Origin of the sequence: Halorubrum sp. Ea1 (genome assembly GCF_002252965.1) — an archaeon.
GTDB lineage: Archaea > Halobacteriota > Halobacteria > Halobacteriales > Haloferacaceae > Halorubrum.
The window spans coordinates 21835-39112 of sequence record NZ_NHPG01000006.1; the positions used below are offsets into that span (position 1 = coordinate 21835).

The 17278-nt window shown below is 68.2% G+C and carries 13 protein-coding genes and 3 tRNA genes; 5 read left to right on the top strand and 11 right to left on the bottom strand.

The window, feature by feature from the left end:
- Positions 1-127: 127 nt before the first annotated feature.
- The 7 genes from DJ73_RS00380 to DJ73_RS00410 all read right to left on the bottom strand — a co-directional run bounded on the left by DJ73_RS00380 (position 128) and on the right by DJ73_RS00410 (position 9233).
- Positions 128-970 (bottom strand): hypothetical protein, encoded by an 843-nt coding sequence (locus DJ73_RS00380; RefSeq protein WP_094557035.1) that lies wholly within the window; start codon positions 968-970, stop codon positions 128-130.
- A gap of 88 nt (positions 971-1058) precedes the next feature.
- The gene (locus DJ73_RS00385; RefSeq protein WP_094522288.1) at positions 1059-1478 is read right to left on the bottom strand and encodes a NusA-like transcription termination signal-binding factor; all 420 of its coding nucleotides are present in this window, start codon (positions 1476-1478) and stop codon (positions 1059-1061) included.
- Positions 1478-2692, bottom strand: a complete 1215-nt coding sequence (gene rpoA2 / locus DJ73_RS00390) for a DNA-directed RNA polymerase subunit A'' (protein ID WP_094522287.1) — start codon at positions 2690-2692, stop codon at positions 1478-1480. Before rpoA2 ends, DJ73_RS00385 begins: the two co-directional genes overlap by 1 nt.
- Positions 2685-5606, bottom strand: a complete 2922-nt coding sequence (locus DJ73_RS00395) for a DNA-directed RNA polymerase subunit A' (protein ID WP_094522286.1) — start codon at positions 5604-5606, stop codon at positions 2685-2687. Before DJ73_RS00395 ends, rpoA2 begins: the two co-directional genes overlap by 8 nt.
- A gap of 6 nt (positions 5607-5612) precedes the next feature.
- Positions 5613-7442, bottom strand: coding sequence for a DNA-directed RNA polymerase subunit B (rpoB, locus tag DJ73_RS00400; RefSeq protein ID WP_094522285.1), 1830 nt, complete (start codon positions 7440-7442; stop codon positions 5613-5615).
- Between the two features lies 1 nt (position 7443).
- Positions 7444-9009, bottom strand: coding sequence for a DNA-directed RNA polymerase subunit B'' (locus DJ73_RS00405; protein WP_094522284.1), 1566 nt, complete (start codon positions 9007-9009; stop codon positions 7444-7446).
- Positions 9006-9233 carry a DNA-directed RNA polymerase subunit H gene (locus DJ73_RS00410; protein WP_094522283.1) on the bottom strand — a complete coding sequence of 76 codons (228 nt, stop codon included), beginning with the start codon at positions 9231-9233 and terminating at the stop codon, positions 9006-9008. The genes DJ73_RS00405 and DJ73_RS00410 overlap by 4 nt, the downstream gene beginning before the upstream one ends.
- A gap of 262 nt (positions 9234-9495) precedes the next feature.
- Between DJ73_RS00410 and DJ73_RS00415 the strand changes: the two genes are divergently transcribed.
- Both DJ73_RS00415 and DJ73_RS00420 read left to right on the top strand, forming a co-directional pair.
- Positions 9496-9568 (top strand) — tRNA-Asp (locus DJ73_RS00415).
- Positions 9569-9597: 29 nt separating this feature from the next.
- Positions 9598-9670, top strand: a tRNA-Asp gene (locus DJ73_RS00420).
- 336 nt (positions 9671-10006) lie between these two features.
- On the opposite strand, the gene DJ73_RS00425 is transcribed toward DJ73_RS00420, so the two are convergent.
- From DJ73_RS00425 to DJ73_RS00435, 3 genes are all read right to left on the bottom strand, one after another.
- A complete protein-coding gene (locus DJ73_RS00425) occupies positions 10007-11011 on the bottom strand; it encodes a histone deacetylase (RefSeq protein ID WP_094522282.1) in 1005 nt (334 codons plus the stop codon).
- Positions 11012-11443, bottom strand: a complete 432-nt coding sequence (locus tag DJ73_RS00430) for a histone (RefSeq protein ID WP_094522281.1) — start codon at positions 11441-11443, stop codon at positions 11012-11014. It lies immediately after the preceding gene.
- Between the two features lie 143 nt (positions 11444-11586).
- Complete coding sequence (locus tag DJ73_RS00435; RefSeq protein WP_094557036.1) at positions 11587-13065, bottom strand: single-stranded DNA binding protein; 1479 nt, start codon at positions 13063-13065, stop codon at positions 11587-11589.
- A gap of 289 nt (positions 13066-13354) precedes the next feature.
- Between DJ73_RS00435 and DJ73_RS00440 the strand changes: the two genes are divergently transcribed.
- Both DJ73_RS00440 and DJ73_RS00445 read left to right on the top strand, forming a co-directional pair.
- Positions 13355-13427, top strand: a tRNA-Arg gene (locus tag DJ73_RS00440).
- Positions 13428-13847: 420 nt separating this feature from the next.
- Positions 13848-14282, top strand: coding sequence for a hypothetical protein (locus DJ73_RS00445; protein ID WP_094557037.1), 435 nt, complete (start codon positions 13848-13850; stop codon positions 14280-14282).
- A gap of 48 nt (positions 14283-14330) precedes the next feature.
- Here the strand turns inward: DJ73_RS00445 and DJ73_RS00450 are convergent, their stop codons facing one another.
- The gene (locus DJ73_RS00450) at positions 14331-16211 is read right to left on the bottom strand and encodes a cation:proton antiporter (protein ID WP_176451045.1); all 1881 of its coding nucleotides are present in this window, start codon (positions 16209-16211) and stop codon (positions 14331-14333) included.
- A 436-nt stretch (positions 16212-16647) separates the two neighbouring features.
- Here DJ73_RS00450 and DJ73_RS00455 point away from each other — a divergent pair, with 436 nt between their 5' ends.
- Complete coding sequence (locus DJ73_RS00455; RefSeq protein WP_094522278.1) at positions 16648-16941, top strand: hypothetical protein; 294 nt, start codon at positions 16648-16650, stop codon at positions 16939-16941.
- Positions 16942-17278 lie beyond the last annotated feature (337 nt).

Sequence of the window (17278 nt, forward strand, 5' to 3'; positions counted from 1 at the left end):
TTCTGAGAGTGTTTCTCTCCACGAGCGCATTCGAAACGACCGCCGCTCGTCTCCGCTGAGACGGTAAGCCGTCGCGAGCGCCCGTCGTTCGCCGCCGACCGCGAGTCGCCGTCGCCGCCGGTCGTCATCACTCGCTCGTCGCCTCGCGGGCGTCGGCGACCCAGTCGGGTTCGGGGATCTCCGCCCCGGGATCGCGGTAGTCGATGTCGATGTCGACGGTCGCTTCTCCCCCGTCGTGTCCGCCGGCCCACGACTGTTCCAGCCGCGGGACGACGCCGGCTTCGTACACGTGCGCCGTCGCGGACGCGGTCTCGACGGTCTCGGGGATGTTCCGGTCGCCGTCGAACTCGTCGGCGGTGAACCGGGCGGTCGTCTCGCCGCGGACTTCGCCCGCCCCGTCGCTCGCCATGTTCCAGCGGTTCAGTCCCTCGTACTGCGTCTCGCCGGTCTCCGTCTCCCCCTCGACGCGGATCCCCGTCAGCGCCTCCTGTCGCATCGCCTCTTCGAGGTCGCCCTCCGAGCGGTCCACCGACTGGCGGTCGTACTGCGTCTCGCCGTCGGTCTGCCGCCGGAACAGCAGTTCGTCGCCGGCGATGTACAGCTCCGTGACGTCCGGCTCTTCCGTCTCCGTCAGCTCCTGTCTCACGTACTGGCGACCGTTCTCGAGGTCGTAGCCCGATTCGTACACCTGCGACGGGAGCCACGGCGTCGGATCCGCGTCGCCGTCGTGACTCGTCTCGGCCGTCGAGAACAGGGTGAAGCCGCCCGCGTCGACGAACGCGTCGACGTGGGACTCGGCGAGCGCGTCGAGCGCGAGCGCGTCGCCGTCGCGCCAGTTCGCGTCGGTGAACGGGCGGTCGGACCCGTCGTCGGTCGGGTTGCCCGACCCGTCACCGTCGTCGTCGGAACAGCCGGCGCTCCCGACCGCGACTGCGGTCCCGAGGCTCGCGAGGAGGCGTCTGCGGTTCATGGGTCACAAAACGGAGCCGCGGTCAAAAGCGCGCGGATCCCCGGATACGGAACGTACGTTCGCGGACGGCTAGACGCGGGATCGCGACCTACGTCAGCTGCACGTCGTCGATGTCGTGGTGGCGCTTGGCCAGCGTCCGTGCCGTCTCGATGTTGGTCCCGTCGGCGCCGATGGCGACGCCGCGGTCCGGCTCCGGCACCTCGACGTACGCGACGCGGTCGTTCTGCTCGGAGATGGTCACGGCGTTGACCGCCGCGGGCGCGAGCGCGCTCGAGACGAACGCCTCCGGCGTGTCCGCGTCCTCCACCAGCTCGACCGACTTGCCCAGCCGCCGCTCCGCCTCCTCGACGGTCTCGCCCGCCTGTCCGATCGCGGCGGCCATCTCGCCGGCCGGCACGAGGAACACGAGCCGGTCGCCCTCCACGAGGCAGTCCTTCGGCGCGACCCCGGTCAGCTCGTCGAACCGACCGATGTAGCGCCGCGCCTCGTCGGAGAGCTCGACGTACATCAGTCGTCGCCCACGACGCGCGACCCCATCCGGAGGTCGACGTCGCCGGTGCCGAGCGAGATCGGCTTGCCGGCGATGACGTTCTCGATGACGCCGTCGAGCTCGTCGTACTCGCCGTGGATCGCGGCGTCGAGCAGGTGGTTGACCGTCACCTCGAACGCCGCGCGCGCGAGCACGGAGTCCTTCGATCCCGAGATGCCGTGGCGGCCGATCGAGTCGATCTCGCCGTTGGTCGTCATCATGTCCGCCACGAGCATCAGGTGGCGGACGTTCACGTCGTCGAGCCCCTGCTCTTCGAGCGTGTTCTTCGTCTCGTCGATGATCGTCTCGCGGGCCGCCTCGACGCCGAGGTTGCGGTAGATCTCGTGGATGTTGTTACACGTCGTGCGCGAGGCGTCGACGCCCTCGATGTCGAGAGTGTCGCCGAACGCCGATCCCTCGGTGTAGAGGACGAACTCCTCGTCGCCGTCGATCTCCTCTTTCCGGATGACGACGCGCTCGATCTCTTCGATCCCTTTGAACACTATCTCCCGGAGCCGCTCGACGAGCTGGAGCAGCTCGCGGTAGCTCGGCTCTCCGGGGCCGAACTCGATGACGGTGCCCGACTGCCGGGTGTCGACGCCGAGCGAGTCCTCGATCGTCTCGGCGATGATCTCGGCGACCTCCGAGGGATCGGAGTGGGTCGGCCACCGCTCGAGCAGGGTGTCGTCGTTCAGGTCGATCCGCACCAGCATGTCGGCGACGTTCGTCGACACGTCGCCGAGCGCGAGGATGCGCGTCGCCTCGATGGACCAGACGACCTCGTGGGCCTTCTCGCGGTCCGTCGCGTACTCGCCCTCGAGGTGGACGGTCATCATCGGCGTGTCCGGCGTCTTCCGGGCGTCCACCAGCTCGATGAGCCGGGGGAGCCCCTGCGTGACGTCGATCTCCGCGACGCCGGCGTAGTGGAACGTGTTCATCGTCATCTGCGTTCCGGGCTCGCCGATCGACTGCGCGGAGACGGTGCCGACGGGGTCGAGCGGGTCCACGCGCGTCTCGACGTAGCGGTTCTCGACGCCCGTCGCGACCTCGGTGGCCTGCTCGACCGTGATCTCGCCGGTCTCTTCGCCCTTCTTCTCGAGCGCCTCGTACACCTCGTCTTTGAGGCGGCTGGGCAGCTCGGTCGCCTCCACGACCGCCTCCATGTCGTCGGTGACGTGGTCGTACTCAGTCATCCGACTCCACCCCCGAGGCCTTGTTCAGGCCGGGTCCGGCGTGCTCCGACAGGTTCGTCGGCGGCGTGCGCTCGCCGAGGAACCGCTCCTTCTCGTCGTCGGAGTCGAACTCGGAGTCGACGACGCGGTCGACGATGTCGTCCACGTCGATGCCGTCGCCCTCGCCGGAGGACACCTTCACCGGCGAGGTGCCGTCCTCGCCGAACTCGAACTGGACGATCCGGCCCGAGGTGTCTCGGACCGTGCCGTCGTACTGCGCCTCCAGCTCGGAGAGCGCGTTGATGAGGCGGCGCTGCAGGTAGCCGGACTTGGAGGTCCGGACCGCCGTGTCGACCAGCCCCTCGCGGCCCCCCATCGCGTGGAAGAAGAACTCCTCGGGCGTGAGCCCGCCGCGGTAGGAGTTCTCGACGAAGCCGTGCGCCTCCGCGGAGAGGTCGTTCTCCTTGTAGTGAGAGAGCGTCCGGTCCTCGTAGCCGCGGTTGATCCGCTCGCCGCGGACCGCCTGCTGGCCGACGGAGCCGGCCATCTGCGTCAGGTTCAGCATCGAGCCACGCGCGCCGGAGCGGGCCATCACGACCGCCGGGTTGTCGTCGCCGAAGTGCTGGTCGGCGATCTCCCCGGCCGAGTCGCGGGCCTTTCCGAGCGTCTGCATGATCTTCATCTCCAGGGTCTCGTCGACGCCGCGGCCCGGCAGCGACTCCAGCTCGCCGGCCTCGTACGTCGCGATCAGCTCCTGGACGCGGTCGTACGCGCTCTCGATCGCGTCGTCGACCTGCTCTTCGGCCTCCGGCGGGATCGACTCGTCGTCGATCCCGATCGAGAAGCCGAAGTGCATGATCGCGCGCATCGCGAGCGACGCGATCTCGTTGATGAACACGCGCGAGCGCGTCTCGCCGTACTCCTTGGTGAGGGTGTCGACGACTTCGCCGCCGAAGGCGCCGACCGCGTCCTCGTCGATCGTCCCCTCGACCAGCTGGCCGTTCTCGATGACGACGTCGTCGCCGGTCGACGACGAGAAGTGCAGCGTGAGGTCGTCGGGCAGCAGCTCGGAGAACAGCGTCCGGCCGGTCCAGTAGTCGCGGCCGTCGTCGTCGACGCCGTCGGCCTCGGGGAGCTCGTCCACTCGCGTCGCCCGGAGCAGGTCGAGCGCCTGCGTCTCGGTGAACTCGGGGTTCGAGTGCGTGAGCAGGTACGTCCCGGAGATGTGGTCCTGGATCGCGCCGATGATGTTCCCGCCGAACCGCGGCGAGAGGATCTGTTCTTGCACGCGCATGAGGACGCGCGCCTCGGCGCGGGCCTCCTCGTTCTGGAGCGCGTGCATGTTCATCTCGTCGCCGTCGAAGTCGGCGTTGTACGGCGGACAGACGACGGTGTTGAGCCGGAACGTCTTGTACGGCATCACCACGACCTCGTGGGCCATGATGGACATCCGGTGCAGCGAGGGCTGCCGGTTGAAGATCACGATGTCGCCGTCGACGAGGTGCCGGTTGACCTCCCAGTCGGCCTCCACCTTCTCGGCGAGCTCCTCGCAGTTCTTCTCGGTCACCTTCAGGCGACGCCCGTCAGGTCGTCGGACGTAGTTCGCGCCGGGGTGCGCCTCCGGGCCGTTCCGGACGTACTGGCGCGCCTCCTCGACGTTGCGCTCGGTGACGTTGAGCGTCTGCGTCATCTCCTTGGCGACGCGGTCCGGCACGCCGACCTCGTTCAGCGAGAGGGTCGGGTCCGGCGAGATGACGGTCCGAGCGGAGAAGTTGACGCGCTTCCCGGACAGCGAGCCGCGGAAGCGGCCCTCCTTCCCCTTCAGCCGCTGGCTGAGCGTCTTGAGGGGGCGGCCGGAGCGGTGTCGCGCCGGCGGGGTCCCGCTGATCTCGTTGTCGACGAACGTGGTGACGTGGTACTGAAGCAGCTCCCAGAGGTCCTCGATGATCAGCTGCGGGGCGCCCGCCTCGCGGTTCTCCATGAACCGCTGGTTGATCCGGATGATGTCGACCAGCTTGTGCGTGAGGTCGTCCTCGGAGCGCTGGCCGTTATCGAGCGTGATGGAGGGGCGCGTGGTCACCGGCGGGACGGGGAGGACCGTCAGGATCATCCACTCCGGTCGGGAGTCCTCCGCGTCGATGCCGAGGACCTCTAAGTCTTCGTTCGGGATGTCCTCGAACCAGTCGCGGATGTCCGAGGGCATCAGCTTGTTCATGTCCTCCTCGGTGAGGTCGACGTCGAGCGCCTTCTCGATGGACCGGCGGTCCTCCTTGCGCGGGCGGAACTCGCCGGCCATGATATCGTTGATCCGGTCTAAGGCGATGTCGGTCTTCTCGGCGAGCTCCTGCGGGGAGGTCCCCGGGTCATCCTCCTCCTCGTCGGGCTGCATCGCGGCCGCGATCCGCTCGGAGTAGTCGCCCGAGAGCACGTCCTGCACCTCGTAGTAGGTGGTCGGCTTCTCGTGTTTGATGTCCGCCTGCGGCTCGCCGCAGAACGGGCACGTCGACGCCTTCCGGGCCTGCCGGACGGCGGCCTTCAGCACGTCGTGCTCGTCGTCGCCGAGCTCCTTCGCCCGCTCGTAGCGGTCGCGGAACTCGTCGCGCTGCGCCTCGTCCAGGGCGAGTCGGCCGCACTCGCGGCACGTCGAGCGGAGCAGGCGCCGGATGAGCTTCGTGAAGCCCACGTGGATGACGGGCGCGGCCAGCTCGATGTGGCCGAAGTGACCGTTACAGGAGCCGGAGTGGGAGCCGCAGGTCCGGCACTCCAGGCCGGGGTCGATGACGCCGAGCCGCGGGTCCATCAGCCCCATGTCGATCGGGTAGCCGTCGTCGTCGTACGTGTCGGCCGTGATCACCTTCGTCGCCGACATGTCCCGGTACGTTTCCGGGTCCATGAGGCCGAAGTCGATGCCGCCGAGCACTTTCGGTGTTTGCATTGACATTTAAATAGCGTCCTCCAGTTCGAGCTTCGGTCGGATTCCCAGGGCGATCATCTCGTCGAGCAGGAGCTTGAACGCGTAGCTCACTTCGAGCTCGTGGATGTCGTCCTCGTCGCCCGTGACCGGGTCGTACACCCGGCGCTGTTCGCGGTCCTCGACGGCGACGAGCCCCGTCTCCGCGGAGACGTGGACCGTCTCGGCGTCGGACGACTCTAACAGCCGCTCGTTGAGCACCATCGACGCGCCGTGGCCGATGATCGTGTCGCGCTCCATCTCACCGACGCGCAGGCCGCCCTCGCGGGCGCGCCCCTCGGTCGGCTGGCGCGTGAGCACCTGGACCGGCCCGCGCGAGCGAGCGTGGAGCTTGTTCGACACCATGTGGTACAGCTTGTGGTAGAAGATCGTCCCGACGAAGATCTCCGCGTCGATCTTCTCGCCGGTGACGCCGGAGTACATGACCTCCTTGCCGGAGGACTTGAATCCGTGTTCCTCGAGCCCCTCGCGGAGCTCCTCCTCGTCTTCGCCCTGGAACGGCGTGCCGTCGACCCGCGAGCCGCGGAGCGAACCGACCTTGCCGCCGAGCATCTCCAGCACGTGGCCGACCGTCATCCGGGACGGCAGGGCGTGCGGGTTCATCACGAGGTCGGGGACGACCCCCTCCTCGGTGAACGGCATGTCCTCCTGCGGAGCGAGGTGGCCGACGACGCCCTTCTGGCCGTGGCGGGACGCGAACTTGTCGCCCAGCTCGGGGACGCGCTGGTCGCGAACCTTCACCTTCGAGAGCTTGGAGCCGTCCTCGCCCTCCATCAGCGTCACGGTGTCGACGACGCCCGACTCGCCCGAGCGCATCGTGACCGAGGTCTCCCGGCGCTTCTGCGGGGAGAGCCCGCCCATGTCGTCGGGCTCCTCCAGGAAGCGCGGCGGGCTGGTCTTGCCCAGGAGTACCGAGGACTCGTCCACCTTCGTCTCGGGGTTGACCAGGCCGTCCTCGTCGAGGTGGGTGTACGCCTCCTCGCCGCGCGCGCCGCGGACGTCCTGGTCGGGGATCTCGAAGCGGTCCTCTTGACCGCCGGGGTACCGGCGCTCCTCGCCCTCGTAGGTCCGGAAGAAGTGCGAGCGGGTGAGCGCGCGGTCGACGGAGCCCTGGTTCATCACCAGCGCGTCCTCGATGTTGAACCCCTCGTAGGACATCACGGCGACGACGAAGTTCTGCGCCGCCGGCCGCTTGTCGAAGCTGATCTGGTCGGACGTCTGCGTCTTCACCATCGCCAGCTGCGGGTAGTGCAGCAGGTGCTGACGCGTGTCAGGCCGGATCCGGTAGTTCGCGGAGGGGAGCCCGAGGGACTGCTTCATCATCCCCGCGCCCATCGTGATGCGCGGGCTCGCGTTGTGCTCGGGGTACGGGATCATCCCCGCGCCGATACCGAACACGAGCTGCGGGTCGATCTCGAGGTGCGTGTGGTCCTCGGTCACGTCCTCCTCGTCGACGGCGACGAGGATGTCCTCCTCCTCCTCGGCGTCGATGAACTCGACGTAGCCGCGGTCGATGAGGTCCTCGAACTCGATGTCGCCGCGCTCGAGCGCCTCGATCTCCTCGTCGCCGAGCAGCGGCTCGCCGTTCTCGACGACGATCAGCGGCCGGCGGGCCCGCCCCGCGTCCGCGTTGACGATCACTTCTTGGGTCCGGTCCCTGACCGAGACGTTCACCATGTCGGAGACATCGCCACGGCGGCGCGCCTCGCGGATCTGTTCGGCGAGGGCCTCGGGGTCCGGATGGGTCCCGACGAGGCTCCCGTTGACGTACACCTTCGCTTCGCGTTCTGCCTGAGCCATATTAGTCGTCCGCCGTCTGTCGTTCGACGCCCTCGATGCCGGGGATCCCCTCGACACCCATCGACGCCAGTTCTCGTTTCAGCCCCTGTTCGTCCTCGACCGTCTGCGACAGCTCCATCGACTGCGCGAAGTTCTTCACGAGCCCGCAGTTCGGCCCCTCCGGCGTCTCGGAGGGACAGATGCGACCCCACTGGGTCGCGTGGAGGTCCCGCGCCTCGAAGTGCGGCTGCGACCGCGACAGCGGCGAGCGCAGGCGCCGCAGGTGCGAGAGCACGCCCATGTAGTCCGTCCGGTCGACGAGCTGGGAGACGCCCGAGCGACCGCCCACCCAGTTCCCGGTCGCGATCGGGTGTTCGAGCCGCTCGGTCAGCACGTCCGAGCGAACGACCGTGTTGACCGTGAGCTGCCGGTTCCGCATGTTCGCGCGCTCCAGCTGGTACTTCACGTCGCGCGCCAGCTTGTTCAGGGCGGTCCGGAACAGGTCGCGCATCAGGTCGCCGGAGACCTTCAGGCGCTTGTTGGCGTAGTGGTCCTTGTCGTCGGACTCGCGGCGGTTCAAGGCGAGCTCGAAACACGCCTCGGCCATCCGGCAGAGGTAGTACGCCTTGTTGATCCGGACGTCCTCCTCCTCGACGCCCTCCTCGTGGAGGTGCGGCAGGAGGTAGCGGTCGATGACGTAGTTCGCCCGCTTGAGCTGGTAGTTCTTCCCCTGGCCGGAGGCGACGCGCTCGCCGAGGGTCTCGATGGCCTCCTCGGTCGTCTGCACCTCCGCCTCCTCCAAGTTCTCCAGCATGAACTTCACGATCTCGGGGTCGTCCGAGACGCGGTGGACGATCTCCTCGTCCGACTCCAGTCCGAGCGCGCGGACGAGGGTCACGAAGTCGATCGAGCCCGAGACGGACGGGAACGACACTTCGAGCAGCCCCTCGCGGTTGCGCTCGCACAGCACCAGCGCGCGGTAGCCGCGGCGCTGGGAGAACGTCTTCGCGACCTGGATCTCGTCGCCGTACTTCGAGTCGTACTCCGCGAGGATCTTGTTCGGCGCGAGGTCCTCCGAGGTCATCAGCACGCGCTCGGAGCCGTTGACGATGAAGTAACCGCCGGGGTCGACGGGGTCCTCGCCGATGTCGATGAGCTCCTCGTCCGAGAAGCCGGCCATGTTACACTTGTCCGAGCCGACCATGATCGGCATCCGGCCGACCTTCGTCTCGGTGGTGTCGACGACCTGTTCGGGCTCGTCTTCGCCGCCGCGAACGATGGACATCTCCATGAAGACGGGCGCCGAGTAGGTGATGTTCCGCAGGCGGGCCTCCTGCGGGTACAGCAGCTCCTCCGAGCCGTCGGCCTCGCGAACGCGCGGGGTGACCATCCGCACGTCGCCGAGTTCGACGTAGACGGGCTCTTGGCCCTCCTTGTCGCCGATGTCGGTCTCGATCGTCTCCTTCTCGTCGACGACTTCCTGCATGCCGCGGTCGAGGAAGTTGTTGAACGATCGGAAGTGGTGTTCGGCCAGCCGTTCGTCGGAGAAGTACTCGCGTGAAACCACGCGTCGGTCTTGCCTGTTCATGAGACGACTAATCGGTACACGACCGCTTCCTCCGTCGTGCGGGAGTTTCGAACGATCTTCACCACGTCGCCGACCTCGGCCTCGTCGGGGATCGCGGGATCCGTGCGTTTGATCTTCGGTAGGTTCGTCCGTTTCACGTCGTACTCCGCCAGGACTTCGTCGACCTCGTCGTCGTCGAGGAGGACGTGGTCCGGGACGAGTTCGTGTTGGCTTACGTCTACCATGGGTGGTGGTTATTGAAAGAAGCTATCACGAGATACTACAGATCGCTATATGCGCCAGCGGCATAAGACTTGCCAACCGGCTCCGCCGCGCGCGGCTCACGACGACGGGGGCGTGCGATACTCACACTCATGCGGGTATTATACAAAAGGCTACCGCCGCGAGCGGCGACGCGGCCGGCCGTCTCGCCCTGTCACCCGTCCCCATCGTCGCCGGCGATGACAAGCCTTATTTGCCAGACAGGGGTACGAATGACTGCGACAAGCCCGGATGGTGTAGTGGCCCATCATACGACCCTGTCACGGTCGTGACGCGGGTTCAAATCCCGCTCCGGGCGTCCCCCGTTTCGGGGCTTTGTCGCTGTTTGCCCGGATGGTGTAGTGGCCCATCATACGACCCTGTCACGGTCGTGACGCGGGTTCAAATCCCGCTCCGGGCGTATTCTGTCGCCGCCAATCGACGAGCGCAGCGAGTCGATACCGGCGGCGACGAATCGTTTCGCAGGGAGTTGAATCTGAGGACGAGCGAACGGAGTGAACGAAGTCCTCCGGGTTCAACTCCCGCTCCGGGCGTTTTCTCCGAACAATACGGCGAGCGTAGCGAGCCGTTCGTCGAAATCGATCGCTGCGGGTGTGAATCAGAGAGTGACGCGAGCGAAACGAGTGGAACGATTGTGGCTCAACCCCCGTTCCGGGCGTTTCTGTCGACGCTAACCGACGAGCGAAGCCGCCTGATCGGCGCGTCCGTCGGGTCCCGGATCGCCGGTCGGTGCCGCCTATAGGTCGAGCAACTCCCGCAGGTCCGCCACTAACGACTCCGTCTTCGCGTCCGGCTCCTCGTCGTCGGTGACCGGCGTTCGACCGTCGTACGTCTCGTGAACCATCGAGACCCCCTCGGCGAGGGTGTCGAGCCCGTAGCCGCCCTCCAGCACGTAGGCCTCGACCGCGTCGGCGTCGCCGGCGACCGACCGGATTCGGTCGGTCATCATCGCGTACCCCTCCGAGGAGACGCGCATCCGCGAGATCGGGTCGTGGCGGTGCGCGTCGAACCCCGCGGAGACGATCAGCAGATCGGGGTCGAACCGGTCGATCGCCGGCCCGATCGCCTCGTCGATGGCGTAGCGGTAGTCGGCGTCGCCGGCGCCGGCCGCGAGCGGGAGGTTCACCGTGGTCCCTTCCCCGTCGTCGCGGCCGGTCTCCTCGAGGTCGCCGGTGTCCGGGTAGAGCCCGTCTTCGTGGATCGACGAGTAGAGCACGTCGCCACGGTCGTAGAACACGTCCTGGGTGCCGTTCCCGTGATGGACGTCCCAGTCGAAGATCGCGACCCGGTCTGCGGCGCCCTCGTCGAGGACCGTCTGGGCCGCGACGGCGGCGTTGTTGAAGAAGCAGAACCCCATCGCGTCGTCGGGGACCGCGTGGTGGCCCGGGGGGCGGCCGAGCGCGAACGGGGTGTCCCGGCCGTCGGCCCCGTCGAGCGCCGATCGGGCGGCCCACTGCGCGAGGCCGGCCGCGGTGAGCGCGGCGTCCCACGTCCCCTCGCTCGCGACAGTGTCCGGGTCCCAGCTTCCGCCCCCGTCGTCGACGAACGCCTCGAACTCGTCTACATACTCCGCGTCGTGGACGGCGACGACCTCCTCGCGGGTCGCCGGGTCCGCCTCGGCGTACTCGACGCCGTGCCGCTTGGCGAGGCCGCGGCGGATCGCGCGCAGTCGGTCCGGATTCTCCGGATGCCGCTCCCCCGTGTCGTGCGCGAGACACCGCTCGCTGTAGCCAAACCGCATCTACTCGAACAGCGCGAAGTACGTTTCGATGTCCTCGGCCTGTACGGTCCGTCGGTCGGCGTGTCGCGCGAGCGTCGCGGCGGCGCTCGCGACGTTGTCCGCGTAGTCCTCCAAGATGTCGGCCAACGCGATCCGCGCGTCGACGCCGACCCGGTATCGGTCGTCGATCCGGAGCCGCGCGATCCGGTCGATGGGGGCGACGGGCAGGGTGAGATCCTCTCGGGCGATCACCTGTTCGACGCCGAAATCCGACGCCATCAGCGTCTTCCGTCCGTCCTCGGTTGCCCGCTCGGCCGCGTCGATCGCCAGCTCCGCACCGTGCGATTGGATGCGGCGCGCCAGCTCCTCGGCGGCGTCGGCGCTGACGCGGAGCTCCCCGGCGTTCCGCCGGATGATCCCGTCGACCGGCGCGAACGGCAACTCGACACTCATACACACAGTCGCGTCCGTGTACCGTATAACGCTTTCCGTTACCGGCGTCTCCGCGCCCGAGCGCTGGCGTCGCGGCTACTCGTCGCGTCGCTGTTCGGCGCCCTCGAAACCGGAGTCAGTCGGGACGGAGCGGCCCGCGACGGTCAGAACACGTCGTCCGCGTGGATCGTCCCGTCGCGCTCCGCGCCCCGTACGGTGATCTCCTCGCCGAGCCGGAGGCTCGCGTCGGTCTCGACGCTCTTCGTCCGCTGGCCGTCGTCCAACACGACGGGGTCGCCGGTCTGCACGACGGTCCCCGTGAACTCGACCTCCTCCGTGGTCGCAGTCGCGGTCGCCGTGCCGCCGGATCCGGCGCTCTCCTCCCCGCCGGCCCCGCCGGAGACGGCCTCGGTCGCCGCCTTCTGTCCGTCCTCAGCGAAGGCGCCGAGTCCGGTGTCGCTCGCGGCGCGGTCGCTGTTTCCGGAACCGTCGCCGGACCCGGACGCGTCGGTCTCCGCGTTGCCCGCCGCCTCCGCCCCCTCGTCGAGAACGGTGACCGTCGAGCGCCAGTTCGCGGACGCCTCCAAGTCGTCCTGCCAGCCGTCTTGGATCTCCACATCGGTGAAGACGACGCGGTCCGCCAGGTCGATCTCGCGGTCGGCCTTGTCGCCCCACAGCGCGACGCGGATCTCGCCGGTCTCGTCTTTGATCCGGACGTTCCGCACCTGCCCCTCGCTGCCGTCGTCGCGGTCGAACGTGCGCTTCGGGTCCGTCTCGATGACGCCCCCGCCGACGTCGACCGTCTCGCCGATCTCCAGGTCGGCGATGTCGGTCGTCTCGGGGACGTACTCGACGTCCTCGTCGACGCGCTCGACGGTTCCGCGGTCGCCGACGTGGAGCTCCAAGTCACCGTCGCGCTCGCGGACGTAGCCGTCGCCGACCTCGACGACCTCGCCGGCCTCGAACTCGTCCGCGAGGTCGGCCTTGTCGTCCCACAGCGTGACGCGCACGCGGCCCGTCTCGTCGCCGACGGTGAGGTTGGCCACGCGCCCCTCGCTGCCGTCGTCGCGGTCGAACGTCCGGACCGAGTCGGTGTCGAGCACCTGCCCGACGAGGTCGACGTCGGAGGCGCCGAGCGAGAGGTCCTCGACGCGGTAGGTGTCGAGCACCTGCACGTCGACCTCGGCGTCCTCGTCCGGCTCGACCTTGTCGGCGCTCACCTCGAGGCCGCTGTACCCCTCCTTCGGGCGGCCCATGACGCGGAGCACCTGACCGACCTCCAGCTGCTCGACGGCCGCCGCGGCCATCTCGTCCCAGAGGGCGACCCGCACGGAGCCGGAGGCGTCCGCGACGTCGACGTTGCAGACGCGCCCCTCCTCGGCGTCCTCCTCGTCGCGCTCGAAGGTCCGGACCTCGCCGATGGAGGTCACCTTCCCGAGGAACTTCACGTCGTTCATCCCCGGCTCGATGTCGGCGATCGTGTCGGCCTCCTCGTCGCGAAGCTCGTGGGCGATCAGCATCGCGGCCGTCTCCTCGTCGGCGAGCCCGCCCATCTGCTCGACCTTGTCCTCGACGGCCGCCTCGAACTCCTCGAACTCGACGTCGGTGTCGAGGTCCTCGTAGACGTCCTCTATCACTCCCATACGCGTACCTCCTCGGTTGTCGAGTCCGCGGATAAGCGTTGTCCTTGCCGGGGTCTCACGGCCGAACCCACGCCCGCTTCTGGTCCGTGCCGGGGCGTCGTCGCCCGTCGGGTCCGCGGCGTCGCCGTCGCGGATCGGAGTTCCGTCATATGGGCTCATCGGTCCCCTCGATACAAAAGGTGTGCAATCCGTCCACGGCCGTCTCTCCCGACCGCGCCGCATGCGACCCTCCGCCACGCGGCCTACGGACCGTAACCGTCTTAAGTTCTACCGCGGTACGTTTGATTGAGTCCTGGTAGGGTAGTGGACTATCCTCTTGGCTTGCGGAGCCAGGGACCGGAGTTCAAATCTCCGTCAGGACGCTCACTTTGCGGCTGCCTCACTTCGTTCGGCAGCCGCGGCGTTCGGTCCTGACGTGCCTCACGCTCGCTTCGCTCGCGTGAGACTCCGTCAGAACGTTTTCGGACACACGCACGGCTCGCGGTGCTCGCCGTTTGGTGTGTCCGAAAACGCCGCGGAGATTTGAGCAGGAAAGTCGCAGCGGCCGAGCGAAGCGAGACCTTCGGTCTCGCAGGCAGCCGGCGCGAAGCGCCGGCGACGAAGCGAGGCCGACGGTCTTTCCGAGTTCAAATCTCCGTCAGGACGCTCACTTTGCGGCTGCCTCACTTCGTTCGGCAGCCGCGGCGTTCGGTCCTGACGTGCCTCACGCTCGCCCGTTCGGGGCTCCGCCGCTCGGTCGCCGAGCCCCAACGTTGAAGAAACCGGACGAGGTGCAACGCGACATGGAGCGCACGCGGCGAGCGATTCTCGGGACGCTCGGAACGAGTGTGCTCGGGGCACTCGGCGGCTGTTCTCTCAGAGAGAGGTTCGGAGACCCACAGACGGTGACCATCGAGGTCGGCGGCGACTTCGACGCCGAACGAACGATCGAACTCGAAGTGCTCCCGGCCGCGGTGGAGTCGGGACTCTCGGAGAACGTAGTGTTCCAGCAGACCATCTCCGTCGGCCCGTCCGGTCCGGAGGAGGCCCTGTCGGTGATCGAGGACGCCTTCGAGTCCGCACGGGCGCTGATTCGCGTGCACGTCTCGGGACTCGGCCTCATCGGTGAGTACACGTTCGTCCCGGACTGTCCGCCGGGCGCCACCTACGGCGAGGTGCTCTACGTCACTCTGCAGTCGGTCTTCGACGTGACCTTCCGACAGAACCGGTGTCAGTGAGGCGGGAGCCGCGCTCGCGACGACGCCGACCGTGGCCCGCGTCGCCGATCAGTCGTGCGGGTGGAACCGGTTCATCGCCTTCCTGACGGCGTCCGTGTCGCCGATAAAGGTGACGTGGTCGCCGTACTCCAGCACGCTGTCCGCCGACGGCACGTGGTTCTCGCCGTTGCGGCTGACGACGGCGACGAACGTCCCGTCGGGGATCTGCGCGTTGAGGTCGCGGATGCTCTTGCCGGTGAGATCCTCCGAGGTCACCTCGACCTCCTGCACGTCGTGGCTGTCTCCGAGCTCGCTCATCCAGTGGGTGATCGCCGGCCGCTCGATCTCGTCGTCGATGGCCACCGCGGTCGCCGTCGGCGAGTCGATCGCCTTCACGCCGATACTGTCGAAGGCGTCGACGTTGTCCGGCTCGTTCACCCGCGAGTACACCGATTCCACGTCGAACTTCGTGATCGCCAGCTGGCACGCGAGGAGGTTGATGTCGTCGTCACCGGTCACCGTGATCACCCGCTTGGCGTCCTCGATCCCGGCGCCGCGCAGCGTCTCCGTGTCGCTGCCGTCGCCCTCGTACACGGTGAACCCGTCCGAGCGCGCTCCTTCGGCCTCTTCGTCGTCTATCTCGACGATGACGACGTACTCTCCCCGCCGCTCCAGCCGTGTGGCGAGCGCCCGGCCGACCCGACCGCCGCCGATGATTATCGTGCGCATTGGTGACACTCCGAGGAAGTCGCCGATCTGCCGCGCGAGCCCGGCCTCGATCGCGACCGTCGCGAAGATGACGGCGAACACCGTCCCGACCAGCAGCTGGCCCTGCGCCACGTTCCCCGCGAGCTCCAGCTCGATGGCGAACAGGGTGGCCACGCTCGCCGGGATGATCCCGCGCGGACCGACACCGGCGATGAACAGCCGCTCCGGCCACGTGAACCGCTCGACGCCGGCGGTGGCGATGATCGCCCCGAGCGGTCGGAGCACGAGCATGATCACGAGCACGAGCCCGACGGCTCCGACGCCGAGCGCCGCGATCGCTTGGACGTCGATCAGCGCGGCCAGCGAGATGAACACGAACGAGAGGACGACGAGCGTCGTGTTCTCCGCGAACCGCTCTATCTCCTCTCTGTGAGCGATGTCGAGGTTGCCGAGGAGGATCCCGCTCGTCGCCGCCGCCGCGATCCCCGCCTCGGCGGCGACGGCCTCGGCGGCCGCGAACGCCCCGACCGCCGCCGCCAACACGAGGAACTGCGACGCCTGCACGTCGCGGTCGGGGACGAACTCGCTGTCCAGCAGCAAGTAGATGATCACCGTCGCGAGCACTCCGGCGGCCACGCCGACGCCGAGCCGCTCGACGAACGAGAAGAGGGTCGCCGGAACGCCGAGGTCGTCGAGCAGCAGCGTCTCGAAGATCACCACGGCGACGATCGCGGCCGTCACGTCGTTGACGATCCCCTCGGTCTCTAACGCCGTCGCGACGTGGTCCCTGACGCGGACGACGTTGAGTATCGGCGTGATCACGGTCGGCCCCGTCGCCACGAGCAGCGCCCCGATGAGCAGCGCGATCTCCCAGTCGGCGCCTTCGAAGAACCGAACCGCGGCCGCCGTTCCGAGGAACATCACGAGCGCGCTGACCGTCACGAGCCGGAGCGACACCGTGGACGCGCCGCGGATACGCTCGATCCGCAGGGCGAACGCGCCCTCGAAGACGATGATCGCGACGCTGATCCCGACGATGATCTCCAACCCGTTCCCGAACGTCTCGAGGGTCACGAGCCCCAACACCTCCGGCCCCAGCACCACCCCGATGAGGAGGTAGAAAATGACGCTCGGCACCTTCAGTCGGTGGGCGACCAGTTGGACGACGAGCCCCGACACAAGAATCGCCGCGATGACCGGCAACAGGCTGGACACGTCTACCACGTGTACGGTCGCCGGCATCCTTAGTGTATTGGTGATCCGAGGCGGAATCGTCCGCCGATGTCATCCCATTTATTATACTCAATAGTCATATTTCACCGGCGTCGAATCACGCCATTGATCCCCACACTCGGGCAACTATTAATTCGGTTCCCCCTCTGCGTGAGTACACGTCCGAGCGGATCTCCCGCCGGGCGCCCCCACCATGACCGTCCGCGACCCCATTCCGACGTTCGCCCCCCTTCGGAGCGTCGGGAAGCGGGTCCGCGGGTCGGTCGTCGCTCGTCTCGACGCCGTCGCCGCGTGACCCCGACGCGGGGACGGTCGGCCCCCGCCCGTCGAGGCGCGTGCCGTCTTCTTTCCCCGTCCCCCGACGCTCTGGTCGTTTCGACCGTTAGACCCGGTAGCTCAAGCGGCAGAGCCTCGGGGTGAGGAATCGACTCCCTCCCGGGTCCGTATGGCAGCCCCACCCTGCCACCGCGCGACCGACGTCGCGCTCCGGGTGGCGGTCCCCCGCGACGCCGCGGGCGACCTCCACGCCGGCGTCCGATCGAAGCTCGAGGGTCGCGACGGCGTCGACGTCGAACGCGTCGACGTGGTCGACCTCCGCCCCCGCCTCAACGACCTCACGGTCGACGTCGACGCCTCGGTCCGGCTCGCGCCGGACGTCGGGGTCGCCGACCTCACCGACGTCGTCGGGGTCTCGGAGGCCCGCTCGCGAGAGCGAGCGGCGACCGACCGCGACCGATGACCGGCCCGCGGGCGACGACCTCCCGCGGGCGACGACCGCTCCCGGACGCCGACCGGACCGCGACGCACTCGACACGGTCCCCGACCGACGCACAGCACCAGACCGCGGCGCGAGGCCCTCGCGCCACCCGCCCCCATCCAACCATGAGACGAGACCGATCCCGCTCCAGACGCACCGTACACCCCGACCCGTACGCGGGTCCCGACCCGTCAGCCCCCCTGCCCTCGCCGCGCGTGATGGCCGCCTTCGCGGCGCTGCCCGTCGCGGTCGTCGCGGTCGCCTCCTTCCCGGTCGCGACCGCGGTCGCGTCGACCCTCTTCGTCGGCGTCGTCGCCGG

What these genes read in the sequence shown, in the direction of transcription:
- DJ73_RS00430 (WP_094522281.1), bottom strand. Translation starts at nt 11,443, where the DNA reads ATGAGTGTCGAGTTGCCGTTCGCGCCGGTCGACGGGATCATCCGGCGG.
- DJ73_RS00435 (WP_094557036.1), bottom strand. Translation starts at nt 13,065, where the DNA reads ATGGGAGTGATAGAGGACGTCTACGAGGACCTCGACACCGACGTCGAG.
- DJ73_RS00385 (WP_094522288.1), bottom strand. Translation starts at nt 1,478, where the DNA reads ATGTACGTCGAGCTCTCCGACGAGGCGCGGCGCTACATCGGTCGGTTC.
- rpoA2 (WP_094522287.1), bottom strand. Translation starts at nt 2,692, where the DNA reads ATGACTGAGTACGACCACGTCACCGACGACATGGAGGCGGTCGTGGAG.
- DJ73_RS00380 (WP_094557035.1), bottom strand. Translation starts at nt 970, where the DNA reads ATGAACCGCAGACGCCTCCTCGCGAGCCTCGGGACCGCAGTCGCGGTC.
- DJ73_RS00445 (WP_094557037.1), top strand. Translation starts at nt 13,848, where the DNA reads ATGGAGCGCACGCGGCGAGCGATTCTCGGGACGCTCGGAACGAGTGTG.
- DJ73_RS00450 (WP_176451045.1), bottom strand. Translation starts at nt 16,211, where the DNA reads ATGCCGGCGACCGTACACGTGGTAGACGTGTCCAGCCTGTTGCCGGTC.
- DJ73_RS00405 (WP_094522284.1), bottom strand. Translation starts at nt 9,009, where the DNA reads ATGAACAGGCAAGACCGACGCGTGGTTTCACGCGAGTACTTCTCCGAC.
- rpoB (WP_094522285.1), bottom strand. Translation starts at nt 7,442, where the DNA reads ATGGCTCAGGCAGAACGCGAAGCGAAGGTGTACGTCAACGGGAGCCTC.
- DJ73_RS00455 (WP_094522278.1), top strand. Translation starts at nt 16,648, where the DNA reads ATGGCAGCCCCACCCTGCCACCGCGCGACCGACGTCGCGCTCCGGGTG.
- DJ73_RS00395 (WP_094522286.1), bottom strand. Translation starts at nt 5,606, where the DNA reads ATGCAAACACCGAAAGTGCTCGGCGGCATCGACTTCGGCCTCATGGAC.
- DJ73_RS00410 (WP_094522283.1), bottom strand. Translation starts at nt 9,233, where the DNA reads ATGGTAGACGTAAGCCAACACGAACTCGTCCCGGACCACGTCCTCCTC.
- DJ73_RS00425 (WP_094522282.1), bottom strand. Translation starts at nt 11,011, where the DNA reads ATGCGGTTTGGCTACAGCGAGCGGTGTCTCGCGCACGACACGGGGGAG.